Raw genomic sequence first — 23,414 nt, 5'->3', positions numbered from 1 at the left:
TCAGGCGGGACCGTCCGGCGGCTCCGCCTGAGCGGCGAGCGCGGCGCGGAGCGGGCCCTCGTGCTCGGGCGAGGTGACGCGCTCGACACGGACGCTCGTGCAGCCGACCCAGCTCGCGGCCTCCCACAGCGCGTCCCGCATCGCCTCGACGGCCGCGGCCGGTCGGAGCCCCGGCTCGAACCCGACCTGCCGGGCGACGAGGACCGACCCCTCGCGGGCCGGGTCCACCCGGCCGACGATCCGCCCGCCGGCCAGCACCGGCATCGCGAAGTACCCGTGCACGCGCTTGTGCTTCGGGACGTACGCCTCCAGACGGTGGTTCAGCCCGAAGACGCGCTCGGCGCGCGCCCGTTCCCAGATGAGCGAGTCGAAGGGGGACAGCAGCGTCGTGCGGTGCCGTCCGCGGGGCTCGCTCTCCATGGCGGCCGGATCGGCCCAGGCGTTGGCCGCTCCGTCACCCGCCGTGCCCCGTCGCGACCGCGCGGCCGGCCAGCCGGAGACGCGGACCGGCACCAGCCCGGCGGCCCCGCTCTCCAGCGCGTCGTCGAGGAGTTCCGCGTACCCGCCCCTGACCCGGGTGAAGTCGACGAGGTCGGCCCGCGTCGCCACGCCGAGGGAACGGCCGGCGATCGCGGTGAGCGCGGCCACGCCCTCCGCGTCGGTCATCTCCCGATCGAGCAGCTCGCGGGGGACGGCCCGCTCGGCCAGGTCGTAGACGCGCCGCCAGCCGATCCGCCGGGTGCAGACCACCTCACCGATGTCCAGCAGGTACTCGATCGAGATCTTGGCGTCGGACCAGTCCCACCAGGGGCCACCGTTTTTGGCGCCGCCGATGTCGGTCGTGGTGATCGGGCCGTCCTGGCGGACCTGCTCCAGGATCTTGTCGATCGTGGGCGGCACCTCGTGCCAGCGGTACCGCCGCTCCCGGTAGGCGCGGCGGCGGAACGCGTACAGGGGCCAGTGTTCGAGGGGAAGGATGCAGGCGGCGTGGCACCAGTATTCGAAGGCCTGCGCCGGATCGTGCCAGTACGCCCGCTCGGCGGCCGCCCGGCCGATGGCCCCGAGCCGGGCGTACGCGACGAGTTCATGAGAACGGGCGAGCACCGAGATGGTGTCGAGTTGTACCGCGCCCACGCGTCGGAGCATGCCGCGCACTCCGCCACTCCGGGAGCGGGCGCCGAGGAAACCCTGGGCCCGGAGGATGATCCTGCGGGCCTCGTCTGCTGTCAGGTCCGTCACAGCGGCCGATGTTAGACGCTGTGACCGACAAAACGCTTACGACGGTGTGCAGGGCTGGATCAGTGGTGGGTCAGCTCGTGGTGCTCGAAGGGGGAGTGGTGCTCGCGCTCTGGCATCACCCGCGGAGCGTCGATGATCACATCGGACAAGATGTCGACGAGGAGGGCGACCACGCCGCCGACCGCGCAGATGCCCGCTCCGACCCAGAAGGTGATCCAACTCGGGCCAAGAGTGAGGCCGACGCCGCCGACGGTGAAACCGGCGACGATGATGATGACGGCGAGCCAAGACTTGGGGCTTCCGCCATGACTGCCCTGATGTGCGCTTTCTGCCATACAACGTTTTCTACCCGATGGCCTTGTCGGTATGCGAGCCGGGGAACGACTGAGAGGCTTCGGCCGTTGTAATGACGCCGCTCCGTCCTCTCCACGGTGGCTGTGTCCGGTGGAGGAACGGCCTACGATGGCAGCGGGGAAGTATGTCTCGTCCTCACACTCCGGTGGATCCGCCGGGGTAGACCTGCGAGGAGCTTTACTAAAAGTGGCAGCCATTCTCGACAAGATCCTTCGCGCCGGCGAGGGCAAGACTCTGCGCAAGCTCAAGCGAATCGCCGAGCAGGTCAACTCCATTGAAGAAGACTTCAAGAGCCTGTCCGACGCCGAGCTGCGTGCCCTGACCGACGAGTACCGGCAGCGCCACGCCGACGGCGAGTCGCTCGACGACCTGCTGCCCGAGGCGTTCGCCACCGTCCGGGAGGCCGCGCGCAGGGTCCTGGGGCAGCGCCCGTACGACGTGCAGCTCATGGGCGGCGCGAACCTGCACATGGGCAACATCTCCGAGATGCGCACCGGTGAGGGCAAGACGCTCACCTGTACTCTCCCCGCCTACCTGAACGCGATCTCCGGCAAAGGCGTCCACGTCGTCACGGTCAACGACTACCTCGCCAAGCGCGACGCCGAGACCATGGGCCGCGTCCACCGCTTCCTCGGCCTCGAGGTCGGCGTCATCCTCGCCAACATGCCGCCGGACGAGCGGCGCAAGCAGTACAACGCCGACATCACGTACGGCACGAACAACGAGTTCGGCTTCGACTACCTCCGCGACAACATGGCGTGGTCCATCGAGGAGTGCGTCCAGCGCGGCCACAACTTCGCGATCGTCGACGAGGTGGACTCGATCCTCATCGACGAGGCGCGCACCCCACTGATCATCTCCGGCCCCGGCGAGCAGTCCGGCAAGTGGTACGCCGAGTTCGCCAAGATCGTGCCCAGGCTCCGCCGGGGCGCCGAGGGCAAGGACGGCGAGGAGAGCACCGGCGACTACGTCGTCGACGAGAAGAAGCGCACGGTCGGCGTCCTGGAGGCCGGTGTCGAGAAGGTCGAGGACTGGCTCGGCATCGACAACCTCTACAAGCCCGAGCACACCCACCTGGTGCAGTTCCTCAACAACGCGCTCAAGGCCAAGGAACTGTTCAAGAAGGACAAGGACTACATCGTCGTCGACGGCGAGGTCCTGATCGTCGACGAGTTCACCGGGCGCGTGCTGCACGGCCGCCGCTACAACGAGGGCATGCACCAGGCCATCGAGGCCAAGGAGGGGGTGAAGGTCAAGGACGAGAACCAGACCCTCGCCACCATCACCCTGCAGAACTACTTCCGCCTCTACGCCAAGCTCGGCGGCATGACCGGCACCGCCGCGACCGAGGCCAACGAGTTCCACCAGACCTACAAGCTGGGCGTCGTCCCCATCCCGACGAACCGGCCGATGGTCCGCAAGGACCAGGCGGACGTCGTCTACAAGACGGAGGACGCCAAGTTCCAGGCGTGCGTCGAGGACATCAAGGAGCGCTTCGAGCGGGGCCAGCCGGTCCTGGTCGGCACGACCAGCGTCGAGAAGTCCGAGAAGCTGTCGCGGATGCTCAAGCGCCAGGGCGTGCAGCACGAGGTTCTGAACGCGAAGAACCACGCCCGTGAGGCCACGATCGTCGCCGAGGCGGGGCGCAAGGGCGCCGTCACGGTCGCGACCAACATGGCCGGCCGCGGCACCGACATCATGCTCGGTGGCAACCCCGAGTTCCGCGCCTCCCTCGAGCTGGAGCAGCGCGGCCTGTCTCCGATCGAGACCCCCGACGAGTACGAGAAGGCCTGGACCGAGGCGCTGGAGAAGGCCAAGGAGGCCGTCAAGGCCGAGCACGAGGAGGTCACCGATCTCGGCGGCCTGTACGTCCTCGGCACCGAGCGGCACGAGTCCCGCCGCATCGACAACCAGCTCCGCGGCCGTTCCGGCCGTCAGGGAGACCCGGGCGAGTCCCGGTTCTACCTGTCGCTGGAGGACGACCTGATGCGGCTGTTCAACTCGGCGCGGGTCGAGATGATCATGACGCGGCTGAACATCCCCGACGATGTGCCGATCGAGTCCGGCATCGTCTCGAAGGCGATCGCGTCCGCCCAGCACCAGGTCGAGCAGCAGAACTTCGAGATCCGCAAGAACGTCCTCAAGTACGACGAGGTCATGAACCGGCAGCGCAAGGTGATCTACGCCGAGCGTCGCCGGGTGCTTGAGGGCGCCGACCTGCACGAGCAGGTCCGCGGCTTCGTCACCGACGTGATCGACGACTACGTCAAGGCCGCCACGGCCGAGGGCTTCGCCGAGGAGTGGGACCTCGACAAGCTGTGGAAGGCGTTCGGTCAGCTCTACCCGATCTCGCTGACCGTCGAGCAGCTCGTGCAGGAGGCCGGCGGCGACCGCGAGGACCTGAACGCCGCGCTCATCGCCGAGAAGATCAAGGCCGACGCGCTTGAGGCGTACCAGCGGCGCGAGGAGGAGCTCGGCTCCGAGGCGATGCGCGAGCTGGAGCGCCGGGTGATCCTCTCGGTGATCGACCGCAAGTGGCGCGAGCACCTCTACGAGATGGACTATCTCCAGGAGGGCATCGGCATGCGCGCCTATGCGCAGAAGGACCCGCTGGTGGAATACCAGCGCGAGGGCTTCGAGATGTTCGCCGCGATGCTCGACGGCATCAAGGAGGAGTCGGCCGGCTACCTGTTCAACCTCGAGGTCGAGGTTCAGGCGAACCCGATCGTCGAGGAGCACGACCACGACCACGAGCATGAGCACGGGGACGCCGTGTCCGAGGCGGGCTCGATCATCGCCAGGGCGCTGCGCCAGCCGGCCCGCCCCAGCGAGATGGTCTACACGGCGCCCGGCGAGACCGGCGACGTCGAGGTCAGCCGGGTCCGTTCCACGCCGGAGCAGCGCGCCGCGTACGGCAACGTGGAGCGCAACTCCCCGTGCCCGTGCGGCTCGGGCAAGAAGTACAAGCGGTGCCACGGCGACCCGAGGAACGCCGAGGCCTGACCGCGTGGTCAGGGGAGGCCCCCGCCGGAGAGACGGCGGGGGCCTCCCCTTTTCTCGCCGGAACGGCCCGTGCTCGCACGGTGAACCGCGCCTGTCGGCGCGCATCGGCCGGCACGGGCCGGTTCGGCGTCAGCGGGCCGTCCGGCGGTGGCACGTCCCCTGGTGTCACGCGGTCTCGAAGTCGGTGACGAGCCACTGGACGCCGCGGCGTTCGAGGCGCAGGGCGAGGGCGTGGCTGCGCGGGCCGCAGTGGATGAGCAGGCACATCTCCACCACGCCGTCGTCCGGCCGCTGGATGTGCGGAGCGCCGACCATGGGCGGCCGTGGCGCGTCGATCATCTTCCCCGCCCGGATCAGCTCGCCGTACGCGCGCTCGCTGAGCCGGTCCTGCACGGTGGCGGGCGGACGGCGTCCGCAGAGGATCTCCGCCATGGCGCGGCCGAGGCCGCGCAGCCGCCGTTCGTCGGGCAGCGCGCCGGACGGCCCGTGGAGGAGCGGCCCGCCGCCCGAGGCCAGGGCGAGCGCGCCGTACGTCCGGGGCGGGTCGTCCGGCACGGTCGCGTCCGCCGACAGGCGACCGGTCGGGGCCTCGTCGTACGCGGGATCGGCGGCGGGAACGGGTAGGAGCCGCGGCAGGCGGATCGGGCGCGGCGTCGGTACGGGCATCGGAACCCCCGGGTTCGTCGGCGGACATGACGACTACTAGAGATTCCGGCCCGGCCGGTTGATACGAACGCCGCCAACTTTCCGGTCCGAGGGGTGGTGATGTGGCGCTATGCGCGCAAGATCCGGCCGGTACGGCAGGCGGTTGGAGCGATGCCCGCCGGATTACGGCGCATGCCGGGCGGAGTTTCGCCCTGACCGGATCAGAGGCGGGTGCGGACCGGCTCCGCGCTCTCGCCGGAGTCGACGTCCGGCTCGGGTTCGCGGCCCGGTGTCATGAAGTTCAGCTTCTTGATCAGGAAGCTGAAGACCGCGTAGTAGATCACGGCGTAGACGACGCCGATGCCCATGACCAGCCAGAACTGGTGGGTGTTGCTCTTGCTGAGGTTGAGCAGGGCGTCGGTGGCGCCGGCGGAGAACCCGAAGCCGAGCCGTCCCCCCAGCCAGGCGGTGAGCGCCATGGAGACGCCGGTGAGTACGGCGTGCACCACGAACAGCAGCGGGGCGACGAAGATGAACGCGAACTCGATCGGCTCGGTGATGCCGGTGACGAAGGAGACCAGCGCCGCGGAGATCATGATGCCGCCGACGGCCTGACGCCGGTGGGCGGGAGCGGCCCGCCAGATCGCCACCGCGGCGGCCGGCAGGCCGAACATCATGACCGGGAAGAAGCCGGTCATGAACGAGCCGAAGCCGTCCGCGCCCTGGAGGTAGCAGGTCAGGTCGCCGGCGAACTGCGCGCCGGCCGCGTTCGAGCAGCCGGGCACCTGGAACCACACGATCGAGTTGATGATGTGGTGCAGGCCGAGCGGGATGAGCAGGCGGTTGGCCACGCCGTACACGCCGGCGCCGACCACGCTGTTGTCGGCGAGCACCTTGCCGAAGCTGTTGATCCACTCGCCGACCGGCGGCCAGATCAGGCCGAAGACGACGCCGAGCACGACCCCGGCGAAGGCCGTCACGATCGGGACGAACCGCCGGCCGCCGAAGAAGGCCAGCCAGGCGGGCAGCTTGATCCGGTAGTACCGCTGCCACAGCAGCGCCGTGACGACGCCGATGACGATGCCGCCGAGCACCCCGGTCGGGTTGTTCGCGGACCAGTTGATCGTGTCCCGCGCCACGCCGTCCGCGCCGACCACCGTCTGCGCGACCCGCTTGTGCACCGCGTCCACGACGGGGGCCTGGAAGAACAGCCCCTTGGTCACCCGGTCGAAGACCAGGTAGCCGACCAGCGCCGCGACGGCCGTCGAGCCGTCCGAACGGCGGGCGAAGCCGACCGCGACGCCCACCGCGAACAGCAGCGGCAGGGCGTCGAAGAGCGCGTCGCCGGCGTTGAGCAGCACGGTGGCGACGTGGGCGACCCACTCGAACCCCGACACGTCCGCCAGGCCGCCGGGCGCGGGCCCGTTGGACCCCAGCATGTCGGGCTGGCCGAACCGCTTGAGGATCGCGGCGGCGGGCAGCACGACGATCGGCAGCATCAGGGAACGGCCCAGGCGCTGCAGCAGGCCCATCACGACGGATCCCGAGGACGGAACGGCGGGCGATCCCGTCTCGGCCGAGCGTGAACTCATCGGTGTTCCTCCAGGGCTGGGGTTCGGGAGGATCGCTTGCGCTACGGACGGCGGACGGGGATCTCCAGGAGCGTTCTGAGTTGGTAACGGTCGGCGCGGTAGGTGGAGACGCCGAGCTCGGCGCACATCCCGCCGGCGAAGGAACGCCGGGCGAGCAGCAGGACCGCGCCGCCCCTGGGCAGCTTGAGCAGGTCGGCGTCGCCCGGGTCGGCGATGCCGCCGTCGATGGTGAGCTCGCCCGCGTCGAGCACCAGGCCGTACCGCGACTCGAGCAGCGCGTACAGCGAGCGCCCGGACAGGTCGTACGCGTCGAGGTCCGGGGCGAGCGCCACGGGGATGTGGGCGCGCTCGATGGCGAGTGGCTCCCCGTCGGCGGTGCGCAGCCGCTCGATGAAGTGGACGGCGTCGCCGGGCTGGATGCCGAGCTCGCGCGCGAGGTGGGCGCTGGCCCGGACGATCCGGCGGTCCAGGTCGCGCGAGCCGGGCGTGAGGCCCCGGGCGCGCATGTCGTCGCTGAACGACGTGAGCTGGAGGGCCAGCTCGATCTTGGGCCGGGCGACGAACGTGCCCTTGCCCGGAACCCGGTGCAGCCTGCCCTCGGACACCAGGTGGTCGACCGCCTGCCGCACCGTCATGCGCGAGAGGCGGAACCGCTGGCAGAGCTCGCGCTCGGAGGGGATCGCCGCGCCGATCGCCAGCTCGTTGCTCTCGATGAGATCGAGCAGGATCTCCCGGAGTTGGAAGTACTTGGGCACCGGGCTGTCCGGATCGATCTGAGCCACTGATCCCTCCCCTCTCGATCTGATCATTTCAGTTGGGTTATGGTTCGTGCTGGTCTAGTCCGGACTAGACCACAGCTGGGAATTGTGTGTCAATGTACGGACCAGAGACGGATCGATAACGGCAAGGTCTCGCCAAGCCGGGATTTGAGGATGGCACCAAATGACGACCAAGATGCGCAGCGAGATCGCGGAGCAGCCCGCCGCGCTCCGCGACACGCTTGACGCGCTGCTGCCCCGGGTGGACGAGGTGCGGCGACTCGCCGGACAGACCCGGCACCTGCTGTTCGTCGCCCGCGGCACGTCGGACAACGCGGCGGTGTACGGCCGCTACCTGATCGAGGCCCGCGCCGGTCGCATGTGCGCGCTCGGTGCTCCGTCGATCGCCACCACCTATCGCCGCAGGGTCGACCTGGACGGCGTGCTCGCGGTGGGCCTGTCCCAGTCCGGGCGCACCGAGGAGATCGTCGAGACCCTCGACTGGGCGAAGAGCTGCGGCGCGAAGACCGTCGCGATCACCAACGGCGGCCCCGCCTCGCCGCTGGCCGAGGTCGCCGACCTGGCCCTGTGCACGCTGGCGGGCGAGGAGAAGGCCGTCCCGGCCACCAAGACGTACACCACGCAGCTCGCCGCGCTCGCGGTGCTCGCCCTCGGGGTCGGTGCCGACGTGAACGCCGACGACCTGCAGCGGGTGCCGGACGCCGTGGAGAAGCTGATCGACGACCCGGGCGACCTGTCCGCCGTGGTCGAGGGCCTCGTCGGCAAGCCCGGCGTGGTCGTCTCCGGCCGGGGCTTCGCCTTCTCCACCGCGCTCGAGCTCGCGCTCAAGCTGAAGGAGGCCTGCTACCTGCACGCCATGGGCCTGTCGTACGCGGACCTGCTGCACGGGCCGATCGCCGTCGTGGACGAGGACACCCCGGCCATCCTGGTGGCGGCCGGCGAGGGGCCGACGCTGCCCGGCACGGTCGCGCTCGCCGAGCGGGTCACCGGCGCGGGCGCCTCCGCGTTCGGCGTCGGCGGCGGCACGTCGCTCGCCGCGGCGGCCACTGCCGCGCTGAACGGTCCCGACCTGCCCGAATGGGTGGCACCCATGGGTCTGATCGTCCCCGGCCAGCTCCTCACCGAGGCGCTCGCCCGCAGGCTGGGCATCGACCCCGACGCTCCGCGAGGTCTGAACAAGGTCACCCAGACCGATTAGCCTGCGCACAGCACGCATATCGAGGAGGACCGACATGGCGGCAGATGTCCGGGCGATCATCGCTGGGCTCGGTGGTGTGGACAACGTCATCGAGATCGAGCCGTGCATCACACGGCTGCGGACGGAGGTGTACGACGCCTCCAAGGTCGACCAGGCGGCCCTCAGGGCGGCGGGCGTCCACGGCGTGATGCTCGCCGGCAACGTCGTACAGGTCGTGGTGGGCCCCGACGCCGACACGATCGCGAGCGACATCGAGGAGATCATCGGCTGACGCCGAGGGGCCGAGCCGGACAGGAGGGGGCGTGGTGACGACGGTTCTCGCCCCGGTGGCGGGGACGGCGGTCGGTCTGGCGGCCGTGCCGGACCCCGTCTTCTCCCAGGCCATGGTCGGGCCCGGGTCGGCGATCGATCCGTGGCGCGAGCCCGGCCAGGCCGTCGCCCCGATCAGCGGGACCATCGTCAAGCTGCGCGCGCACGCCTACATCGTCATGGGGGACGACGGCAGGGGCGTGCTCGTGCACCTCGGCATCGACACCGTGCAGCTCAAAGGGGAGGGCTTCCGGCTGCTCGCCGCCGAGGGGGACCGGGTCCGAGCCGGCCAGCCGGTGGTCTTCTGGGATCCGGCCGCGGTGGAGGCGGGCGGCCGGTCGCCGATCTGCCCGGTGGTGGCCCTGGACGCGGCGGCCGGCGAGGTCGACGGCGAGGTCCGCGGCGGGGTGGGCGCGGGCGACGAGCTGTTCCGCTGGTCGTGACGGCGGCCCGCCGAAGGAGGTCCGGCGGTTCCGGTACGGCGCGGCGGAGCCGGCCGTCGTCCGCGGTTCCGCCGCGGCGCCGGAGCGGCTCCGGGCGGTCGTGAACGCCGGTCCGCCGGGTAAATGAGTGCCGAACGGGGCCCCGCCTGGCGGCGGACCGCCCGTGCCGAGCAGAATCCCCGGGGGAGACCTCCGATGATCCGGGGGAATCCGTGAGAAAACGCCGGGAGAACCCCGACCGAAAAGGAGGAACCGTGGCCGAGCGCAAGGTCACCGTCATGTCCGAAGTGGGGCTGCACGCCCGTCCCGCCGCGACGTTCGTGCAGACCGCGGCCCAGGCGCCCTTCGACGTCACCATCGCCAAGTTCGGCGTCCCGCCGGTGAACGCGAAGAGCATCCTGTCGGTGCTGGCCCTGGACGTGCGCCAGGGCGAGACCATCGTCATCAGCGCCGACGCCGATGGCGCGGACGAATTCCTGGACCGGCTCGCCGCCATCGCGTCGGCGCCCTGACCATGCACGCGGATCGGCTGGCCGGCGTGGGCGTGAGCCCCGGCGCCGGTTACGGCCCGGCGCACCGGCTGGTGCGCGACATCCCCGAGCCGCCCAGGGCCGCGCGTCACGGCGGGGACGCGCGGGCCGAGCTGCGGCGGGCCGAGCAGGCCCTGGAACGGGTGGCCGCCGACCTCGCCGCGCGCGGTGACCGGGCGGGTGGCGAGGCGCGGGACGTCCTCGCCGCGCAGGCCATGATGGCCCGCGACCCCGACCTCGCCGCGAGGGTGGCCGAGCTGATCGAGCAGGGCGTCGCGGCCTCCCGCGCCGTCTTCGACGCTTTCACCGGATATCGGGAGCTGCTGGCCGCCGCGGGCGGCTACCTGGCGGCGAGGGTCGCCGACGTCGACGACATCAGGGACCGGGCCGTCGCGGCGCTGGAGGGGCTGGCGTTGCCGGGCCTGCCCGCCGACCCCGCCGAGCCGTACGTGCTGGTGGCCAGGGACCTCGCGCCCGCGGACACCGTGCTGCTCGACCCCGCGACGGTCGTGGCGTTCGTGACCGAGGAGGGCGGGCCGACCAGTCACACCGCGATCCTGGCCCGGGCGCTGGGCGTGCCCGCGGTGGTGGGCTGCGCCGGAGCGAGCGCGATCCCGCCCGGCACGCCGCTGCTGGTTGACGGCTCGTCCGGCGTCGTGCGGCTGTCGCCCCATGAGGACGAGGTGGCCCGGGCGGTGCGGGGGGCGGAGCAGAACACGGCGCTCCTCGCCGCCGTCTCGGGGGCGGGCGCCACCGCCGACGGCCACGTCGTGCCGTTGCTCGCGAACGTGGGCGGGCCGGCCGACATCGCGCCCGCGCTGGCGGCGGGCGCGGAGGGCGTGGGCCTGTTCCGCACCGAGTTCCTCTTCCTGGACCGGGTCGACCCGCCGACCTGGAGGGAGCAGCAGGACGCCTACCGCGAGGTGTTCGAGGCGTTCTCGGGCTCGCGGGTGATCGTCCGCGTCCTCGACGCCGGCGCCGACAAGCCGCTCGACTTCCTGCCGCCGCCGGCTCCCGAGCCCAACCCCGCGCTGGGCGAGCGCGGGGTGCGGATGTTCCGCCACTTCCCCGAGGTGCTGGCCGCGCAGCTCGAAGCGCTGGCCAGGGCGGCCAAGGGCACGTCGGCGCGGGTCCAGGTGATGGCGCCGATGGTCGCCACGGCGGAGGAGGCCGCCTGGTTCGGTGAGGCGTGCCGTGCGGCCGGGCTGCCCTCGGTCGGAGTGATGATCGAGATCCCGGCGGCCGCCCTGCGCGCCGCCGACATCGCGGCGGTGACCGACTTCTTCTCGATCGGGACGAACGATCTGACGCAGTACACCCTCGCCGCCGACCGGGAGGCGGGGGCGCTCGCGGGGCTGCAGGACCCCTGGCACCCCGCCGTGCTCGACCTCGTCGCGCTGACCGCCGCGGCCGCCATGGGCTCCGGCCGGGACTGCGGCGTCTGCGGTGAGGCGGCGGCCGACCCCGCGCTGGCCTGCGTGTTCGTCGGTCTGGGCGTGACGTCGCTCTCCATGGCCGCGGCCGCGCTGCCCCGGGTGCGCGCCGCGCTCGCCCGGCACACCGTGGACGACTGCCGCCGGGCCGCGGCCGCCGCGCGGGCGGCCGGCACGGCGTCCGCCGCGCGGACCGCCGCCCGCGCCGAACTCCCGGCTCTCGCCGACCTGTCGCTTTGAGGTGCCCCTGCGCCTGTGGATAACTGTGGGGCACATGGTGCGAAGCGCGGATACGGTGAAGGGGTGTTTCGACGACTGGGCCTCGGACTGCTGGTGATCGCGATGGCGGGCTGCTCCGCGGTGGAGGCGGAGCAGACGGCGCGCCCCACCCCCGCCGCCTCCCCTTCCTCCGCCGCGCCGGGCGGGGCGGGGGCGACGCCGTCCCCGGAGGAGACGCCGTCCGGCGAGGCCGCCGGTGCGGGCGACCCGGCGACGGAGGGCGGCGGCGCCGGAGCCGCGACGGGAGACGTCGCCGCCACGCTCGCCCGGATGAGCGTGGAGGAGAAGGTCGGCCAGCTCTTCATGCCCGTGGTGTACGGCTCACGCGCCGACGCGGCGCACCAGGAGAACAGCGCGCGGTTCGGGGCGGGCAGCCCGGTCCAGGTGATCAAGAAGTACCACCCGGGCGGCGTGATCATCTTCCCGTGGGCGGGCAACGTCTCCGACGCACGGCAGCTCGCCGCGCTGACCACCGGGCTGCGCGAGGCGTCGCGGGTCCCGCTGATGATCGGTGTGGACCAGGAGAACGGCACGGTCTCGCCGCTCTCCGCGATCGTCACCAAGCTCCCGGGGGCGATGGCCATCGGTGCGACCGGCGATCCGGCGAACGCGCGGGCCGCCGCCCGGCTCACCGGCACCGAGCTCCGCGCCCTCGGCATCACGATGGACTTCGCGCCGGTCGCCGACGTCAACATCAACCCGCGCAACCCGGTGATCGGGCCGCGGGCCTACGGCTCCGATCCCGGCAAGGTCGCCACCATGGTGGGCGCGGCGGTCGACGGCTTTCACGCCGCCGGCGTCGCCTCGACCGCCAAGCACTTCCCCGGTCACGGCGACACCTCGACGGACAGCCACACCGGCCTCCCCGTGATCACCCACACGAAGGCGCAGTGGCGCAAGCTCGACGCCCCGCCGTTCCGCGAGGCCATCGCGCACGGCGTGGACGCGATCATGTCGGCGCACGTCGTCATGCCGAAGCTCGACCCCTCGGGCGACCCGGCCACGCTGTCCCGGACGATCCTGACCGGTCTGCTCCGCGACGAGCTGGGCTTCGACGGCGTGATCAGCACCGACGCGCTCAACATGGCGGGGGTGCGGGAGAAGTACGGCGACGCCGAGGTGGCGGTGCGCGCCGTCCTGGCCGGGGCGGACGTGCTGCTTATGCCGCCGGACATGCCCAAGGCGTACGGCGCGGTCCTCGCGGCGGTGAAGTCCGGGCGCATCTCGGCCGCCCGCCTGGACGCCTCGGTGACCCGGATCCTCCGGCTCAAGGCGAAGCGGGGCATGTTCGGCAAGGTGACGACCGACCCCGCGTCGGTGCGCTCGGCGGCCCATCTGAGCCTCGCCCGGCGGCTCGCCCGGGAGGCGAACCTTCCCTGACGCTCTATTCTTTTGAACCAGATTCCACCGGGAGGTGCCGTGCTCAAGGGAGTGCTGATCGACTGGGGCGGGGTGCTCACCACGAGCCTCTCCGACTCGATCGCGGGCTGGATCGCCCAGGACCGGATCGACGCCTCGCACTACAAGGACGTGATGCGCGACCTGGTCCTGCACGCGTACGAGGGCGGCGGCGAGAGCGCCATCCACGCGCTCGAACGCGGTGAGATCTCGGCGGCCGACTTCGAGCGGGACCTGGCGGCCAGGCTGATGACCCTCGACGGCGTCCCGCCGGCGGCCGAGGGGCTGCTCGCCCGGATGTTCCTCGGGTTCAAGCCGGTCGAGGAGATGAACGAGATGCTGCGGCGGGCCCGCGCGGCCGGCATCCGCACCTGCCTGCTGTCCAACTCCTGGGAGAACGACTATCCCCGCGACTCCTGGGACGGGCTGTTCGACGCGATCGTCATCTCGGGCGAGGTCGGCATGCGCAAGCCCGAGCCGCGCATCTTCCACCACGCGCTCGACCAGGTCGGGCTGCCCGCCGAGGAGTGCGTGTTCATCGACGACATCGAGGCGAACATCGTCGCGGCCCAAGCGCTCGGGCTGCTCGGCATCCACCACAGCGACGCCTCCGCGACCATCGGCGAGCTGGAGGGCCTGTTCGGCCTGCCGCTGCGCCCCCTGACCTGACCGACGAGAGGTTCCCATGCGCGTCTATCTCCCGTGCACGCTCTCCGCGCTGGCCCGCGTGGTCGCGCAGGGCGAGCTCGGCCCCGCGCCGCTGACCGGGTACGCGGTGACGCCCGCGCTGGTCGAGTGGTACGCCTCCGGCGACACCGAGGAGCTGGAGTACGTCGCCATGACGGAGGCGGCGCGGGCCTCGCTGCGCATGCTCGCCGAGGAGGGCGCGGGGGAGCGGGCGGGCGACCTCGCCGCGCAGGGTGGCACGGAGCGGATCGGGGCGGAGCAGGCCGGGGCGGACAAGGCCGCGGGGCCGGCCAGGCGGGTCGTGCTGGCGGCCGAGGTGCCGGACGCCTGGGTCGCGATGAGCCCCGATCCGGACGAGCGGGCGCGGGTGCGGCTCACCGAGCCGGTCCCGATGTCCCGGATCGCCTCGGCGCACGTGGACGACGCCGTCGCGGCCCCGGACATCGAGGCCGCCGTCGCGGCGCTGTCCGCCGCCGACCTGGGGGACGACGACGCCCGGTTCACCGTGGACGGAGCCGAGGCCCACGAGCTGATGTGGTACGCGACACAGGAGATCCCCGACCTGCTGGTCTAGGAGGTCGCGCAGGTAGGTGCAGAGGCTGATGTTGGTCATGCACGACAACGGCACCGTCCGCCGCCCGGCAGTTGATAGCGTGATCGTCGTGACAGAACTGGAAGAGCTGGTCCTGAGCCCCGGCGAACGGGCCCAGGGGGATCACGTCGACAGCGTGATGTTCACGATGGACTGGGCCGGTGAGGACTACCCGGGCCAGCTGGCTGCGTTCGTGGCTGGTCGAGTACGGGCCTTCGGGGCGGAGCTGACAAACGTCGACACCAACGTCGTCTACCGAGCGGCCGAGACCGACCCGACTCTGCGCCGCGGTGATTTGCCGGTCCGTCAGCTCGATCACCTGTCCGGTGTGCTGGCAGATCTCCGCTGCACGCTCATGGTGTGGGAGAACGGCACCGACACCTACGAGGTACTGGTCGCGCTGACCGATGAGCGTGAGCCGACTGGGTTGATGCACCAGGGCCTCCCGGTGCGGGCCTGGGGCTCGGAACCCGAAGAGACCCTGGTCAGCCTGGACTGCCCGAACTGCTCGCAGATGCTGGTCTGGGAATTGTCGGCGGACCAGACCCTGGCCGACGAGCGCTGCGATTGTGGAGCCGCGTTGTTCGACGCCACTGGCCGTCCGCTGCCCCACGTCACTCTCCACGGCTGAGCCGCTCAGCGCCCTCTGACCCCGACTCGTCCTCACCGATGCACTGCTCATCGAATGCAGCGCCCACTGATCCGCACGAACCGCGCCTGCCCGTCTTCACGTCACAGCGATCTACACCCAGCACTTCATGCTCGTCGGGTGCGGATCGCGCACAGAGACGCCGGTGGTCAAGGCCGTGGCTCGATGGTGGGGCCCGGCAGCAGGACAGGCACGGGTGCCGACGATCAGGGAGTTGCGACGCTCTGTGATCACTGGGGAGACTTGTGCCCGCGCTTCCATCATGGCTGACAGAACCGCTCTGGGGCCAATTCGCAGCCCTGCTGCCCGAGCGGCCGGAGTACCACCCCGGCCATCCGCTCGGCTGCCACCGTCGGCGCATCAGTGACCGGGTCATCTTCGACAAGCTCCTGCAACTGCTTCGTTTCGGCTGCTCTTACGAGGCGATTGCCGACACAACCTGCTCGGCCACCACGATCCGCAGCCGTCGCGACGAGTGGATACGCCTGGGCGTGTTCGCCCGGCTCAAGCAGATAGCGCTGGACTCCTACGACCGGATCATCGGCCTTGTCCTCGACCAGATTGCCGTCGACGGCTCCATCACCAAGGCCCCCGGAGGCGGCGAGGCCGCCGGCCGCTCACCGGTCGACCGCGGCAAACAGGGCCTCAAACGCTCGGGCATGACGGACGGATACGGTATTCCACTGGGCCGTGTCCTGGCCGGCGCCAACCGTCACGACTCCCCGTTGCTCGCCCCGACCCTGGACCGTCTTGACGACCTGGGACCGTTGCCCGACGACATCACCGTGCACCTGGACGCCGGCTACGACTCGGACAAGACCCGCGCTCTGCTCAACGAACGCGGCCTGCACGGACGCATCGCGCACAAGGGGGAGAAGGCGCCCAGCCAGGCCAGTCAGCGTTGGCATGTCGAACGCACTCACGCCTGGCAGAACGCCTTCTGCCGGCTCGCCCGCTGCTACGAGCGGCGCACCACCGTCATCGACGCATTCTTCGACCTCGCCGACACGATCATTACCGTGCGTAGCCGGATCAGGCAGGCATGGACGACTCACCGCTGGGACGAACGCCCGGACCGCCGACCGTGACCGCACGCCTATCCGCGCGACCTCTTAGGTCGCAGTTCTCGCAGGCACGGACTCTCCGCGGGGCTCGGGATGGTCGGCCGGAGGCTTGGCTCCGACCTCCTCCTCCGCCTCGTGACGCAGCCATCTGGATCCGCACTCGCGACGGGCAGCATGTGACAGGCTCTCCTCAGCGGGCCTTTCGCGGTGGCCCTGGGGGCGTTGGTGTGGCGCGTCACCGCTATGAGGTGGCGGAGCGCTCCTGCGCCGGTGTCATGGCTGGATATCATCCATGTTGATATGACACACATTGTTTGGGACTGGAACGGCACGCTGTTTCACGACATCGATGCCGTGGTGGGCGCGACCAACGAGGTCTTCCGCCCGTACGGCATCGGCCCCTTCGACCCCGACGGGTTCCGCGCCGTCTACACCCGCCCCATCTGGGTGGCGTACGAGCGGATGCTCGGCAGGTCGCTCCACGACGGCGAATGGGAGCGGCTCGACGAGGGGTTCCACGACAACTACCACCGCCTGATGCTCGCCTGCGAGCTGGCCGACGGCGCCCTGACCTGCCTCCAGGAGTGGGAGGCCGCCGGGCGGACCCAGTCGCTGCTGTCGATGTGGAGCCACGAGCGGCTGGTGCCCAAGGTCGGCGAGATGGGCATCGACCGGCACTTCAGCCGGGTGGACGGCCTGCGGGCCGCCGCCGGCGGGCCCAAGGCCGAGCACATGGCCGCGCACGTCCTGGCTCTCGGCATCGACCCGGAGAAGGTCGTCGTGATCGGCGACAGCGTGGACGACGCGCTCGCCGCGCAGCACGTCGGCGCGCGGGCCATCCTCTACACGGGCGGCATGAGCAGCCGCGCCGAGTTGGAGGGCGTCGGCGTCCCCGTCGTCGACTCGCTCGCGAACGCCCTCGACCTGATCTGAACCCGGCCCGCGTCCCCCTCCGGAGGCCACGATCAACCGCCTCGTTCTCTGGAACGTCGATCTCACCCTGGTCGACGTCACCATCGTCACCCGGGAGGCGTACGCCGACGCGTTCCGCATGGTGACCGGGCGGCCGCTGGTGAAGCTCGCCCCGGCCATGGGCCGCCCCGACTCCGAGATCGTCTTTGAGACGCTGGCCGTCAACGGCATCGCGGTGGAGGATCACCACCTGCCCAAGTTCCTCGACGCGTTGCAGGTCAGCTTCGCCGCGAAGCGCAAGCGGCTGGCCGCCGAGGGGCGGGCGATGCCCGGCGCGAAGGACGCGCTCAAGGCGGTGTCCCGGCTCGACGGCGTGATCCAGTCGGTCCTCACCGGGACGATCCGGAGCAACGCGGTCCACAAGCTCACGGCGTTCAAGCTGGACAAGACGATCGACTTCGCAGTCGGGGGATACGGCGAGGAGGTCTATCCCAAGGCCACGCTGCTCCAGGTGGCCCAGGGGCGGGCCAAGGAGCGGTACGGCGGGGCGTTCACCTCCGCGAACACGGTGCTGATCGGCGACTCGACCCGGGACGTGCAGGCCGCCCGCATCGGCGGCGCGGCGATGATCGCGGTCGCGTCGGGCCGGTCCACCGCCGCCGAACTGCGCGAGGCGGGGGCGGACATCGTCCTGCCCGACCTGTCCAACGCCTCGGAGGTCGTGGCGGCCGTCGCCCGCCTCACCGGCCGCTGAGTGAGGCCGTCCAGGAAGCGGGCCGCGGCGGGCGCGGCCACGGCGGCGCCCATGCCGCCGCCCTCGACGATGACGGCGAACGCCAGGTCGCCCCGGTAGCCGATGAACCACGAGTGTGTGGGCGGCTCCTCGCCCGAGCCGTACTCGGCGGTCCCGGTCTTGCCGGCCGTGCCGGCGGGGAAGGCGACGCCCCGGGCGGTGCCCTCGGAGACGACGGCGGGCATGAGGCGGCGCAGCGCGCGCACCACGCCCGGCTCCAGCTCGCGCGGGCCGGAGCCGCCGGGCGGGACGAGGTCGGCGGGCACGAGCCGCGGCGGTCGCCAGGTGCCGTTCGCGACGGCGGCGGCGACGGCGGCCATGTTGAGCGGGCTGGCCAGCACCCGGCCCTGGCCGATCGCGGCCGAGGCGAGGTCGGTCGCGTCCTTGGGGGCGGGGAACTGCGCGCGGACGGCGGGCACGCCGGGCTGGATCGGCAGCCCGAAGCCGAAGCCGGACGCGACCGCGCTCATCCGCTTCGCGCCGAGCCGGTTGACGGCGAGGTCGCCGAACGTCGTGTTGCACGAGTGGGCGAAGGCCGCCAGCAGCGGGATCGTGCCGAAGTCCTCGTGGTGGGAGTTGTGGAAGGTGTAGCCGCCGATCGTCTGCTCCGCCGGGCACTTCACGGTCTCGGTGGCGCTCATGCCGTCGGCGACGAGCGCCGACGCGGTGACGACCTTGAACGTCGATCCGGGTGGGTACGTGCCGAGCAGCGCGCGGTTGAATCCGCCCGGTTTGTTCACGACGGCGAGGATCTCGCCGGTCGAGGGGCGCAGCGCGACGAGCGACGCGGGCTTGGACACCTCCTCCAGGGCCCGGGCCCCGGCCCGGTGGACGCCCAGGTCGATCGTGGTCGTGAGCGCCTCGCCCGGCGACTTCTCGGCGGCGGCGACGGTGCGGGCCGAGCCGTCCGCGCCGATGAGATCCACCCTGGTGGACGGGGTGCCGGCGAGGCGGGAGCCGTACCGCTCCTTGAGCGCCTCGACGAGTTGCCGGACCGAGCCGGGCGCGTCCGGGGTGTCGATCCTGGTGCCGTCGGCCGCCGTGATCGGCGCCGGTTCCGGTTTGGCCGAGATGACCCGGAATTTGCCGCCTCCGGCGAGGCCGGGATGGAGCGCGGCCGGCGTCCACGCCACCCGCCAGGCGCGGTCGCGCTCCACCAGCCGCAGCTCGCCGTCGTAGGAGAAGTCCACCGCCGCGTCGAGCGCCGCGTGGAACCGTACGGCCTCGCTCCCGTCGCCGTTCTCGCGGGCCTTCCCCTTCACGGTGAACCGGGCGGAGGCGAGTTTCAGGGCGGCGCGGAAGTCCGTGTACACGCGCTGGAAGTCGGCGGGCGGGTCGGCGGTCAGCGCGCGCATCGCCCCGTAGTCGGATCTGGACCAGGCGGCGAGGAAGGACGCCGCGGTCTCCTCGGGCGACCCCGTGGTGCGCAGCGCCCACACCGCGCCGCCGGCCGCCAGGACCGGTACGAGCGCGGCGGCCGTCACGAGCGGCCACCGGCGCCGCCTCTTCACCTCGTGTTGCTGCATCCTAAGTTCCGTAAATCGCGGCACATTTCCCCCTTGCGTGTCCGTGCAGGCAAGAGGACCAGACCCCGGCGTTCGTGTCCAATAGTGATATCGGTGTCAAACCGATATTGAACCGGATATCATCACAGCCCATGGACCTCGTACGGCATCTGAGGTACTTCGTCGTCATCGCCGAGGAACTGCACTTCGGCAACGCGGCGGCCCGGCTCGGCATGGCGCAGCCCCCGCTCAGCCAGCGGGTCAAGCGGCTGGAGGACGAGCTGGGCGTCCGGCTGTTCGACCGGACCAGCCGCCAGGTCAGGCTCACCGGCGCCGGGCGGCTGCTGCTGCCCGAGGCGCGCGAGCTCGTGGCCCGGGCCGAGCGGATCAGGGAGCTGATGGCGCGGACCGTGCGGGGTGACACGGCGAGCCTGCGCGCCGCCGTCCCGCCCGACCTGGGCGCGTCGGTGCTCGCCGCGCTGATCGCCCGGTTCCGCGCCGACAACCCCGACGTACGGCTCACGCCGGCCGAGATGGGCACGTCGGACCAGGTGGACGCGCTGCTCGGCGGCGAGCTCGACCTGGGCGTGCTGCGGCATCCCGTGGCGGCGTCGGGACTCGGCTTCGGCCCCGTCCTGGTCCAGCACCCGGGGGTGCTGCTGTGTGAGGAGGACGAGCTGGCCACGCTGGCCACGGTGCACCTGGCCGACCTGGCCGGGCGCGAGCTCGTGCTGCCGCCCCGCACGCTCGAACCCGGCCTGCACGACGAGACCCTGGCCGGCTGCAGGCGGCACGGTTTCGTCCCGGCCGAGGTCCGGCACGCCGTCCACGGTCAGTTCACGATCGGGCTCGTCCTCGCCGGGACCGCGGTCGCGCTCGGGCAGCGCGCGGACGTGCCCGGTGTGGTCTGGCGCCCGCTGGCCGGCTCCCCGCTGGCCTGGCGGATCTCCACCGCCTGGCGCGGCGAACCGTCCGAGCACGTGGCGGGGTTCGCCGATCTCACCACACGCGTTCTGCGGGAGGATGCGGGGATGTCCGACGAAGGCGCGCCGCCGCGCACGTGGGTGGCCCCCCGTCCCGCCATGGGGTTCCTCTCTTGAAGCAGCTCGAACAGATCTTCCGTACGGCGGGGGTCACCGGGTGGTTGCACGCGGTGGACATCGACACCGGCCGCGAGGTCGGCCTGGGCGCCGACGAGCCCGTCGTGCTGGCCTCGGTGTTCAAGGTGCCGCTGCTGGTCGCGTTCTATCGGCAGGCGGAGCGCGGGCTGATCGATCCGGCGGAACGGGTCACGGTGTCCGCTGAGGGGCGCCCCGGAGGCGGCACCGGCGTCTCGGCCATGCTGGACGAGGTCACGGCCTCGCTCAGGGACCTCGCCTACCTCACGATCAGCGTGAGCGACAACGCGTCGGCGGACACGCTGCTCGCGCGGGTCGGCCTCGACGAGGTCAACGCCGTGCTCGCGGACCTCGGCCTGTCCCACACGTGGGTCGAGCACTCGTGCGCCGAACTGTTCACGACGATGCGGGAGGACGCGGGGGCGGCGGACATGGCCGAGCTCTCCCAGATGACCACCGACCCGGCTGTGCTCTCCCGGCTCCGCGTGCTCGACCCGGCCAGAACCAGCCGCAGCACGTGCCGGGACATGACCCGGCTGCTCGGCATGATCTGGCGGGACGAGGCCGCCGGGCCCGCCTCGTGCGCCGCCGTACGCCGGCTGATGGGCCTGCAGGTGTGGCCGCACCGGCTCGCCTCCGGCTTCCCGTACGACGACGTGGCGGTCAGTGGCAAGACCGGGACGCTGCCGACGGTCAGGAACGAGGTGGGCGTCATCGAGTACCCCGACGGCGGCCGGTACGCCATCGCCGTGTTCACCCGGTCGATCGGCACCGCCCAGAACCAGCCGCGCGCGGACGCGGCGATCGGGACGGCCGCGCGGGTCGCGGTGGACCACCTGCGGGCGCGGTTCATGGGGGCGGGCACCATATGACGGGTCTGTCGTATGTGGATGGAGATGGTGACACGGCGGGCCTGCCTCGTCAGGATGGGGGCATGGTCGAGGAAGGTGCTCTGCTGTGGGAACCCACCGCGGAGGTCGTGCGCAACGCAAAGATCACCCGCTACGCCGAGTGGCTCGGCAGGGAGGGTGACTACCAGGACATATGGCGCTGGTCGGTCGAGTCTCCGGCCGAGTTCTGGACGTCGATCTGGGACTACTTCGCCGTGGTGGGCGACCGGGGTGACGGGCCGGTCCTCAGCGGGACGATGCCCGACGTCACCTGGTTCGAGGGCACGACCCTCAACTACGCCGAGAACGCGCTGCGCGGCGACCCCGACCGCCTTGCCGTGATATTTCGTGATGAATCCGGAAACAGGCGGACGTACACGCTGGGTGAGCTGCGCGCCGAGGTGGGCCGGGTCCGGGCGGGCCTGATCCGGCTCGGCGTGGGGTGCGGCGACCGGGTCGCCGGATATGTGCCGAACATTCCGGAAGCACTGATCGCGTTCCTGGCCACGGCGTCGCTGGGCGCCATCTGGTCGTCCTGCTCGCCCGACTTCGGGGCGCCCAGCGTCATCGACCGGTTCACCCAGATCGAGCCGAAGGTGCTCGTCGCCGTGGACGGCTACCGCTACAACGGCAAGCAGTTCGGCCGGGCGGGCGTCGTACGCGACATCGCGGCCAAGCTGCCCGGCCTGGCCGCGACGGTGTGGATCCCCTCGGTTCCCGCCGAGGACGGCGCGGACGTCGCCGCCGGCGAGGAGCTGGACTGGGAGACGCTCCGCGCCGAGGTCGCCGAGCCCGCGTTCGAGCGGGTCCCTTTCGGCCACCCGCTGTGGGTGCTCTACTCCTCCGGCACCACCGGGCTGCCCAAGCCGATCGTGCACGGCCACGGCGGCATCGTGCTCGAACACCTCAAGGCGCTCAGCTTCCACCAGGACCTGGGCGAGGGCGACGTGTTCTTCTGGTACACCACCACCGGCTGGATGATGTGGAACTTCCTCATCGGCGGCCTCCTCGTGGGCGCCACCGTCGTCCTGTACGACGGCAGCGCCGCCCACCCGGACACCGGGGCGCTGTGGGAGGTGGCCGCGCGCGAGGGCGTCACCTACTTCGGCACCGGCGCGCCGTACATCGTGGCCTCCATGAAGGCGGGCCTGCGGCCGTCCGGGCTGGAGCGGCTGCGGGGGATCGGCTCGACCGGGTCGCCGCTGCCGCCCGAGGGCTTCGCGTGGGTCTACTCGGACGTGAAGCCGGACGTGCAGCTCGGGTCGTTCTCCGGCGGCACGGACGTCTGCACCGGCTTCGTGGGCGCGGTGCCGCTGCTGCCGATCCGCGCGGGTGTGATCCCGTGCCGCTGCCTGGGCGCCCGGGTCGAGTCCTTCGACGCGGCCGGGAACCCGGTCGTCGGCGAGGTGGGCGAGCTGGTGGTGACCACGCCCATGCCGTCCATGCCGGTCATGTTCTGGAACGACCCGTCCGGCGACCGCTACCGCGAGTCGTACTTCGCCGACTACCCGGGCATCTGGCGGCACGGCGACTGGATCAAGATCCTGCCGGACGGCGGATGCGTGATCTACGGCCGCTCCGACTCCACCCTCAACCGCGGCGGCGTCCGCATGGGGACCAGCGAGTTCTACCGGGTCGTCGAGCGGTTCGAGGAGATCGAGGACAGCCTGGTGATCGACACCGGGCAGCTCGGCCAGGACGGGCGGCTGCTGCTCTACGTCACCCTCGCGCCGGGCGCGGAGCTGACCGAGGACCTGGTCGCGCGGCTGCGCGCTGCGCTGCGCAGCGAGCTGTCCCCCCGCCACGTGCCGGACGAGTTCCACCGGGTCCCCGGCATCCCGCGGACCCTTTCCGGCAAGAAGCTGGAGGTCCCGGTACGGAAGATCCTGCTCGGCACCCCGGTCGAGAAGGCCGCCAACCGCGACGCGATGGCCAACCCGGAGGTCCTCGCCCACTTCGTCCCGGAGTCGTGAGCCGTCCCCCCGAGCGGCGTCCGGCCGCT

The 23,414-nt window shown here is 71.5% G+C and carries 21 protein-coding genes and 1 pseudogene; 16 read left to right on the top strand and 6 right to left on the bottom strand.

Going from position 1 to position 23,414, the window contains the following annotated elements:
- Positions 1-1,239 (bottom strand): winged helix-turn-helix domain-containing protein, encoded by a 1,239-nt coding sequence (locus AWQ68_RS00790; RefSeq protein WP_066932962.1) that lies wholly within the window; start codon positions 1,237-1,239, stop codon positions 1-3.
- Positions 1,240-1,298: 59 nt separating this feature from the next.
- Positions 1,299-1,574 (bottom strand): HGxxPAAW family protein, encoded by a 276-nt coding sequence (locus tag AWQ68_RS00785; RefSeq protein WP_066932959.1) that lies wholly within the window; start codon positions 1,572-1,574, stop codon positions 1,299-1,301.
- Between the two features lie 205 nt (positions 1,575-1,779).
- Here AWQ68_RS00785 and secA point away from each other — a divergent pair, with 205 nt between their 5' ends.
- On the top strand, positions 1,780-4,596 hold the full coding sequence (secA, locus tag AWQ68_RS00780) for a preprotein translocase subunit SecA (RefSeq protein ID WP_066932956.1): 2,817 nt from the start codon (positions 1,780-1,782) through the stop codon (positions 4,594-4,596).
- A 165-nt stretch (positions 4,597-4,761) separates the two neighbouring features.
- Here secA and AWQ68_RS00775 read toward each other — a convergent pair whose 3' ends face one another.
- The 3 genes from AWQ68_RS00775 to AWQ68_RS00765 all read right to left on the bottom strand — a co-directional run bounded on the left by AWQ68_RS00775 (position 4,762) and on the right by AWQ68_RS00765 (position 7,615).
- Entirely contained in the window at positions 4,762-5,262 is a 501-nt protein-coding gene (locus AWQ68_RS00775) for an Rv3235 family protein (protein WP_066932953.1), read from the bottom strand.
- A gap of 200 nt (positions 5,263-5,462) precedes the next feature.
- The gene (locus AWQ68_RS00770) at positions 5,463-6,833 is read right to left on the bottom strand and encodes a PTS transporter subunit EIIC (protein WP_066932950.1); all 1,371 of its coding nucleotides are present in this window, start codon (positions 6,831-6,833) and stop codon (positions 5,463-5,465) included.
- A gap of 41 nt (positions 6,834-6,874) precedes the next feature.
- The gene (locus AWQ68_RS00765) at positions 6,875-7,615 is read right to left on the bottom strand and encodes a GntR family transcriptional regulator (protein ID WP_245655686.1); all 741 of its coding nucleotides are present in this window, start codon (positions 7,613-7,615) and stop codon (positions 6,875-6,877) included.
- 160 nt (positions 7,616-7,775) lie between these two features.
- Here AWQ68_RS00765 and AWQ68_RS00760 point away from each other — a divergent pair, with 160 nt between their 5' ends.
- The 12 genes from AWQ68_RS00760 to AWQ68_RS40325 all read left to right on the top strand — a co-directional run bounded on the left by AWQ68_RS00760 (position 7,776) and on the right by AWQ68_RS40325 (position 17,860).
- Positions 7,776-8,810, top strand: coding sequence for an SIS domain-containing protein (locus AWQ68_RS00760; RefSeq protein WP_066932943.1), 1,035 nt, complete (start codon positions 7,776-7,778; stop codon positions 8,808-8,810).
- Positions 8,811-8,844: 34 nt separating this feature from the next.
- Positions 8,845-9,081 (top strand): PTS sugar transporter subunit IIB, encoded by a 237-nt coding sequence (locus tag AWQ68_RS00755; RefSeq protein ID WP_066932940.1) that lies wholly within the window; start codon positions 8,845-8,847, stop codon positions 9,079-9,081.
- A 34-nt stretch (positions 9,082-9,115) separates the two neighbouring features.
- Complete coding sequence (locus tag AWQ68_RS00750) at positions 9,116-9,562, top strand: PTS sugar transporter subunit IIA (protein WP_066934101.1); 447 nt, start codon at positions 9,116-9,118, stop codon at positions 9,560-9,562.
- 254 nt (positions 9,563-9,816) lie between these two features.
- On the top strand, positions 9,817-10,074 hold the full coding sequence (locus tag AWQ68_RS00745) for an HPr family phosphocarrier protein (protein ID WP_066932937.1): 258 nt from the start codon (positions 9,817-9,819) through the stop codon (positions 10,072-10,074).
- Between the two features lie 2 nt (positions 10,075-10,076).
- Positions 10,077-11,765: a phosphoenolpyruvate--protein phosphotransferase gene (ptsP, locus tag AWQ68_RS00740; RefSeq protein ID WP_066932934.1), complete on the top strand. Its 1,689-nt coding sequence runs from the start codon at positions 10,077-10,079 to the stop codon at positions 11,763-11,765.
- Positions 11,766-11,828: 63 nt separating this feature from the next.
- Entirely contained in the window at positions 11,829-13,184 is a 1,356-nt protein-coding gene (gene nagZ, locus AWQ68_RS00735; protein WP_245655685.1) for a beta-N-acetylhexosaminidase, read from the top strand.
- A gap of 39 nt (positions 13,185-13,223) precedes the next feature.
- The gene (locus AWQ68_RS00730) at positions 13,224-13,871 is read left to right on the top strand and encodes an HAD family hydrolase (RefSeq protein ID WP_066932931.1); all 648 of its coding nucleotides are present in this window, start codon (positions 13,224-13,226) and stop codon (positions 13,869-13,871) included.
- Positions 13,872-13,887: 16 nt separating this feature from the next.
- Positions 13,888-14,463: a DUF6912 family protein gene (locus AWQ68_RS00725; protein WP_066932928.1), complete on the top strand. Its 576-nt coding sequence runs from the start codon at positions 13,888-13,890 to the stop codon at positions 14,461-14,463.
- Positions 14,464-14,491: 28 nt separating this feature from the next.
- Positions 14,492-15,112 (top strand): hypothetical protein, encoded by a 621-nt coding sequence (locus AWQ68_RS00720; RefSeq protein ID WP_218006736.1) that lies wholly within the window; start codon positions 14,492-14,494, stop codon positions 15,110-15,112.
- A gap of 263 nt (positions 15,113-15,375) precedes the next feature.
- A complete protein-coding gene (locus AWQ68_RS00715; protein WP_066932925.1) occupies positions 15,376-16,218 on the top strand; it encodes an IS5 family transposase in 843 nt (280 codons plus the stop codon).
- 276 nt (positions 16,219-16,494) lie between these two features.
- Entirely contained in the window at positions 16,495-17,127 is a 633-nt protein-coding gene (locus AWQ68_RS00710) for an HAD family hydrolase (protein WP_066932921.1), read from the top strand.
- Between the two features lie 31 nt (positions 17,128-17,158).
- Positions 17,159-17,860 carry an HAD family hydrolase gene (locus AWQ68_RS40325; protein WP_084463528.1) on the top strand — a complete coding sequence of 234 codons (702 nt, stop codon included), beginning with the start codon at positions 17,159-17,161 and terminating at the stop codon, positions 17,858-17,860.
- 23 nt (positions 17,861-17,883) lie between these two features.
- On the opposite strand, the pseudogene AWQ68_RS00700 reads toward AWQ68_RS40325, so the two are convergent.
- Positions 17,884-19,425, bottom strand: a pseudogene (locus AWQ68_RS00700) (penicillin-binding transpeptidase domain-containing protein); the annotation flags it as partial.
- A 131-nt stretch (positions 19,426-19,556) separates the two neighbouring features.
- Between AWQ68_RS00700 and AWQ68_RS00695 the strand changes: the two are divergent.
- The 3 genes from AWQ68_RS00695 to AWQ68_RS00685 all read left to right on the top strand — a co-directional run bounded on the left by AWQ68_RS00695 (position 19,557) and on the right by AWQ68_RS00685 (position 23,385).
- Entirely contained in the window at positions 19,557-20,504 is a 948-nt protein-coding gene (locus AWQ68_RS00695) for a LysR family transcriptional regulator (RefSeq protein ID WP_066932911.1), read from the top strand.
- Complete coding sequence (locus AWQ68_RS00690; RefSeq protein ID WP_066932908.1) at positions 20,501-21,394, top strand: serine hydrolase; 894 nt, start codon at positions 20,501-20,503, stop codon at positions 21,392-21,394. The genes AWQ68_RS00695 and AWQ68_RS00690 overlap by 4 nt, the downstream gene beginning before the upstream one ends.
- 62 nt (positions 21,395-21,456) lie before the next feature.
- Positions 21,457-23,385 carry an acetoacetate--CoA ligase gene (locus AWQ68_RS00685; RefSeq protein ID WP_066932905.1) on the top strand — a complete coding sequence of 643 codons (1,929 nt, stop codon included), beginning with the start codon at positions 21,457-21,459 and terminating at the stop codon, positions 23,383-23,385.
- Positions 23,386-23,414: the final 29 nt, after the last annotated feature.

It is taken from the genome of Microtetraspora fusca, from assembly GCF_001570365.1.
Taxonomy (GTDB): Bacteria; Actinomycetota; Actinomycetes; order Streptosporangiales; family Streptosporangiaceae; genus Microtetraspora; species Microtetraspora fusca.
The sequence above is the reverse complement of the archived record's forward strand: the minus strand, read 5'-3'. Positions and strand labels throughout refer to the sequence as shown.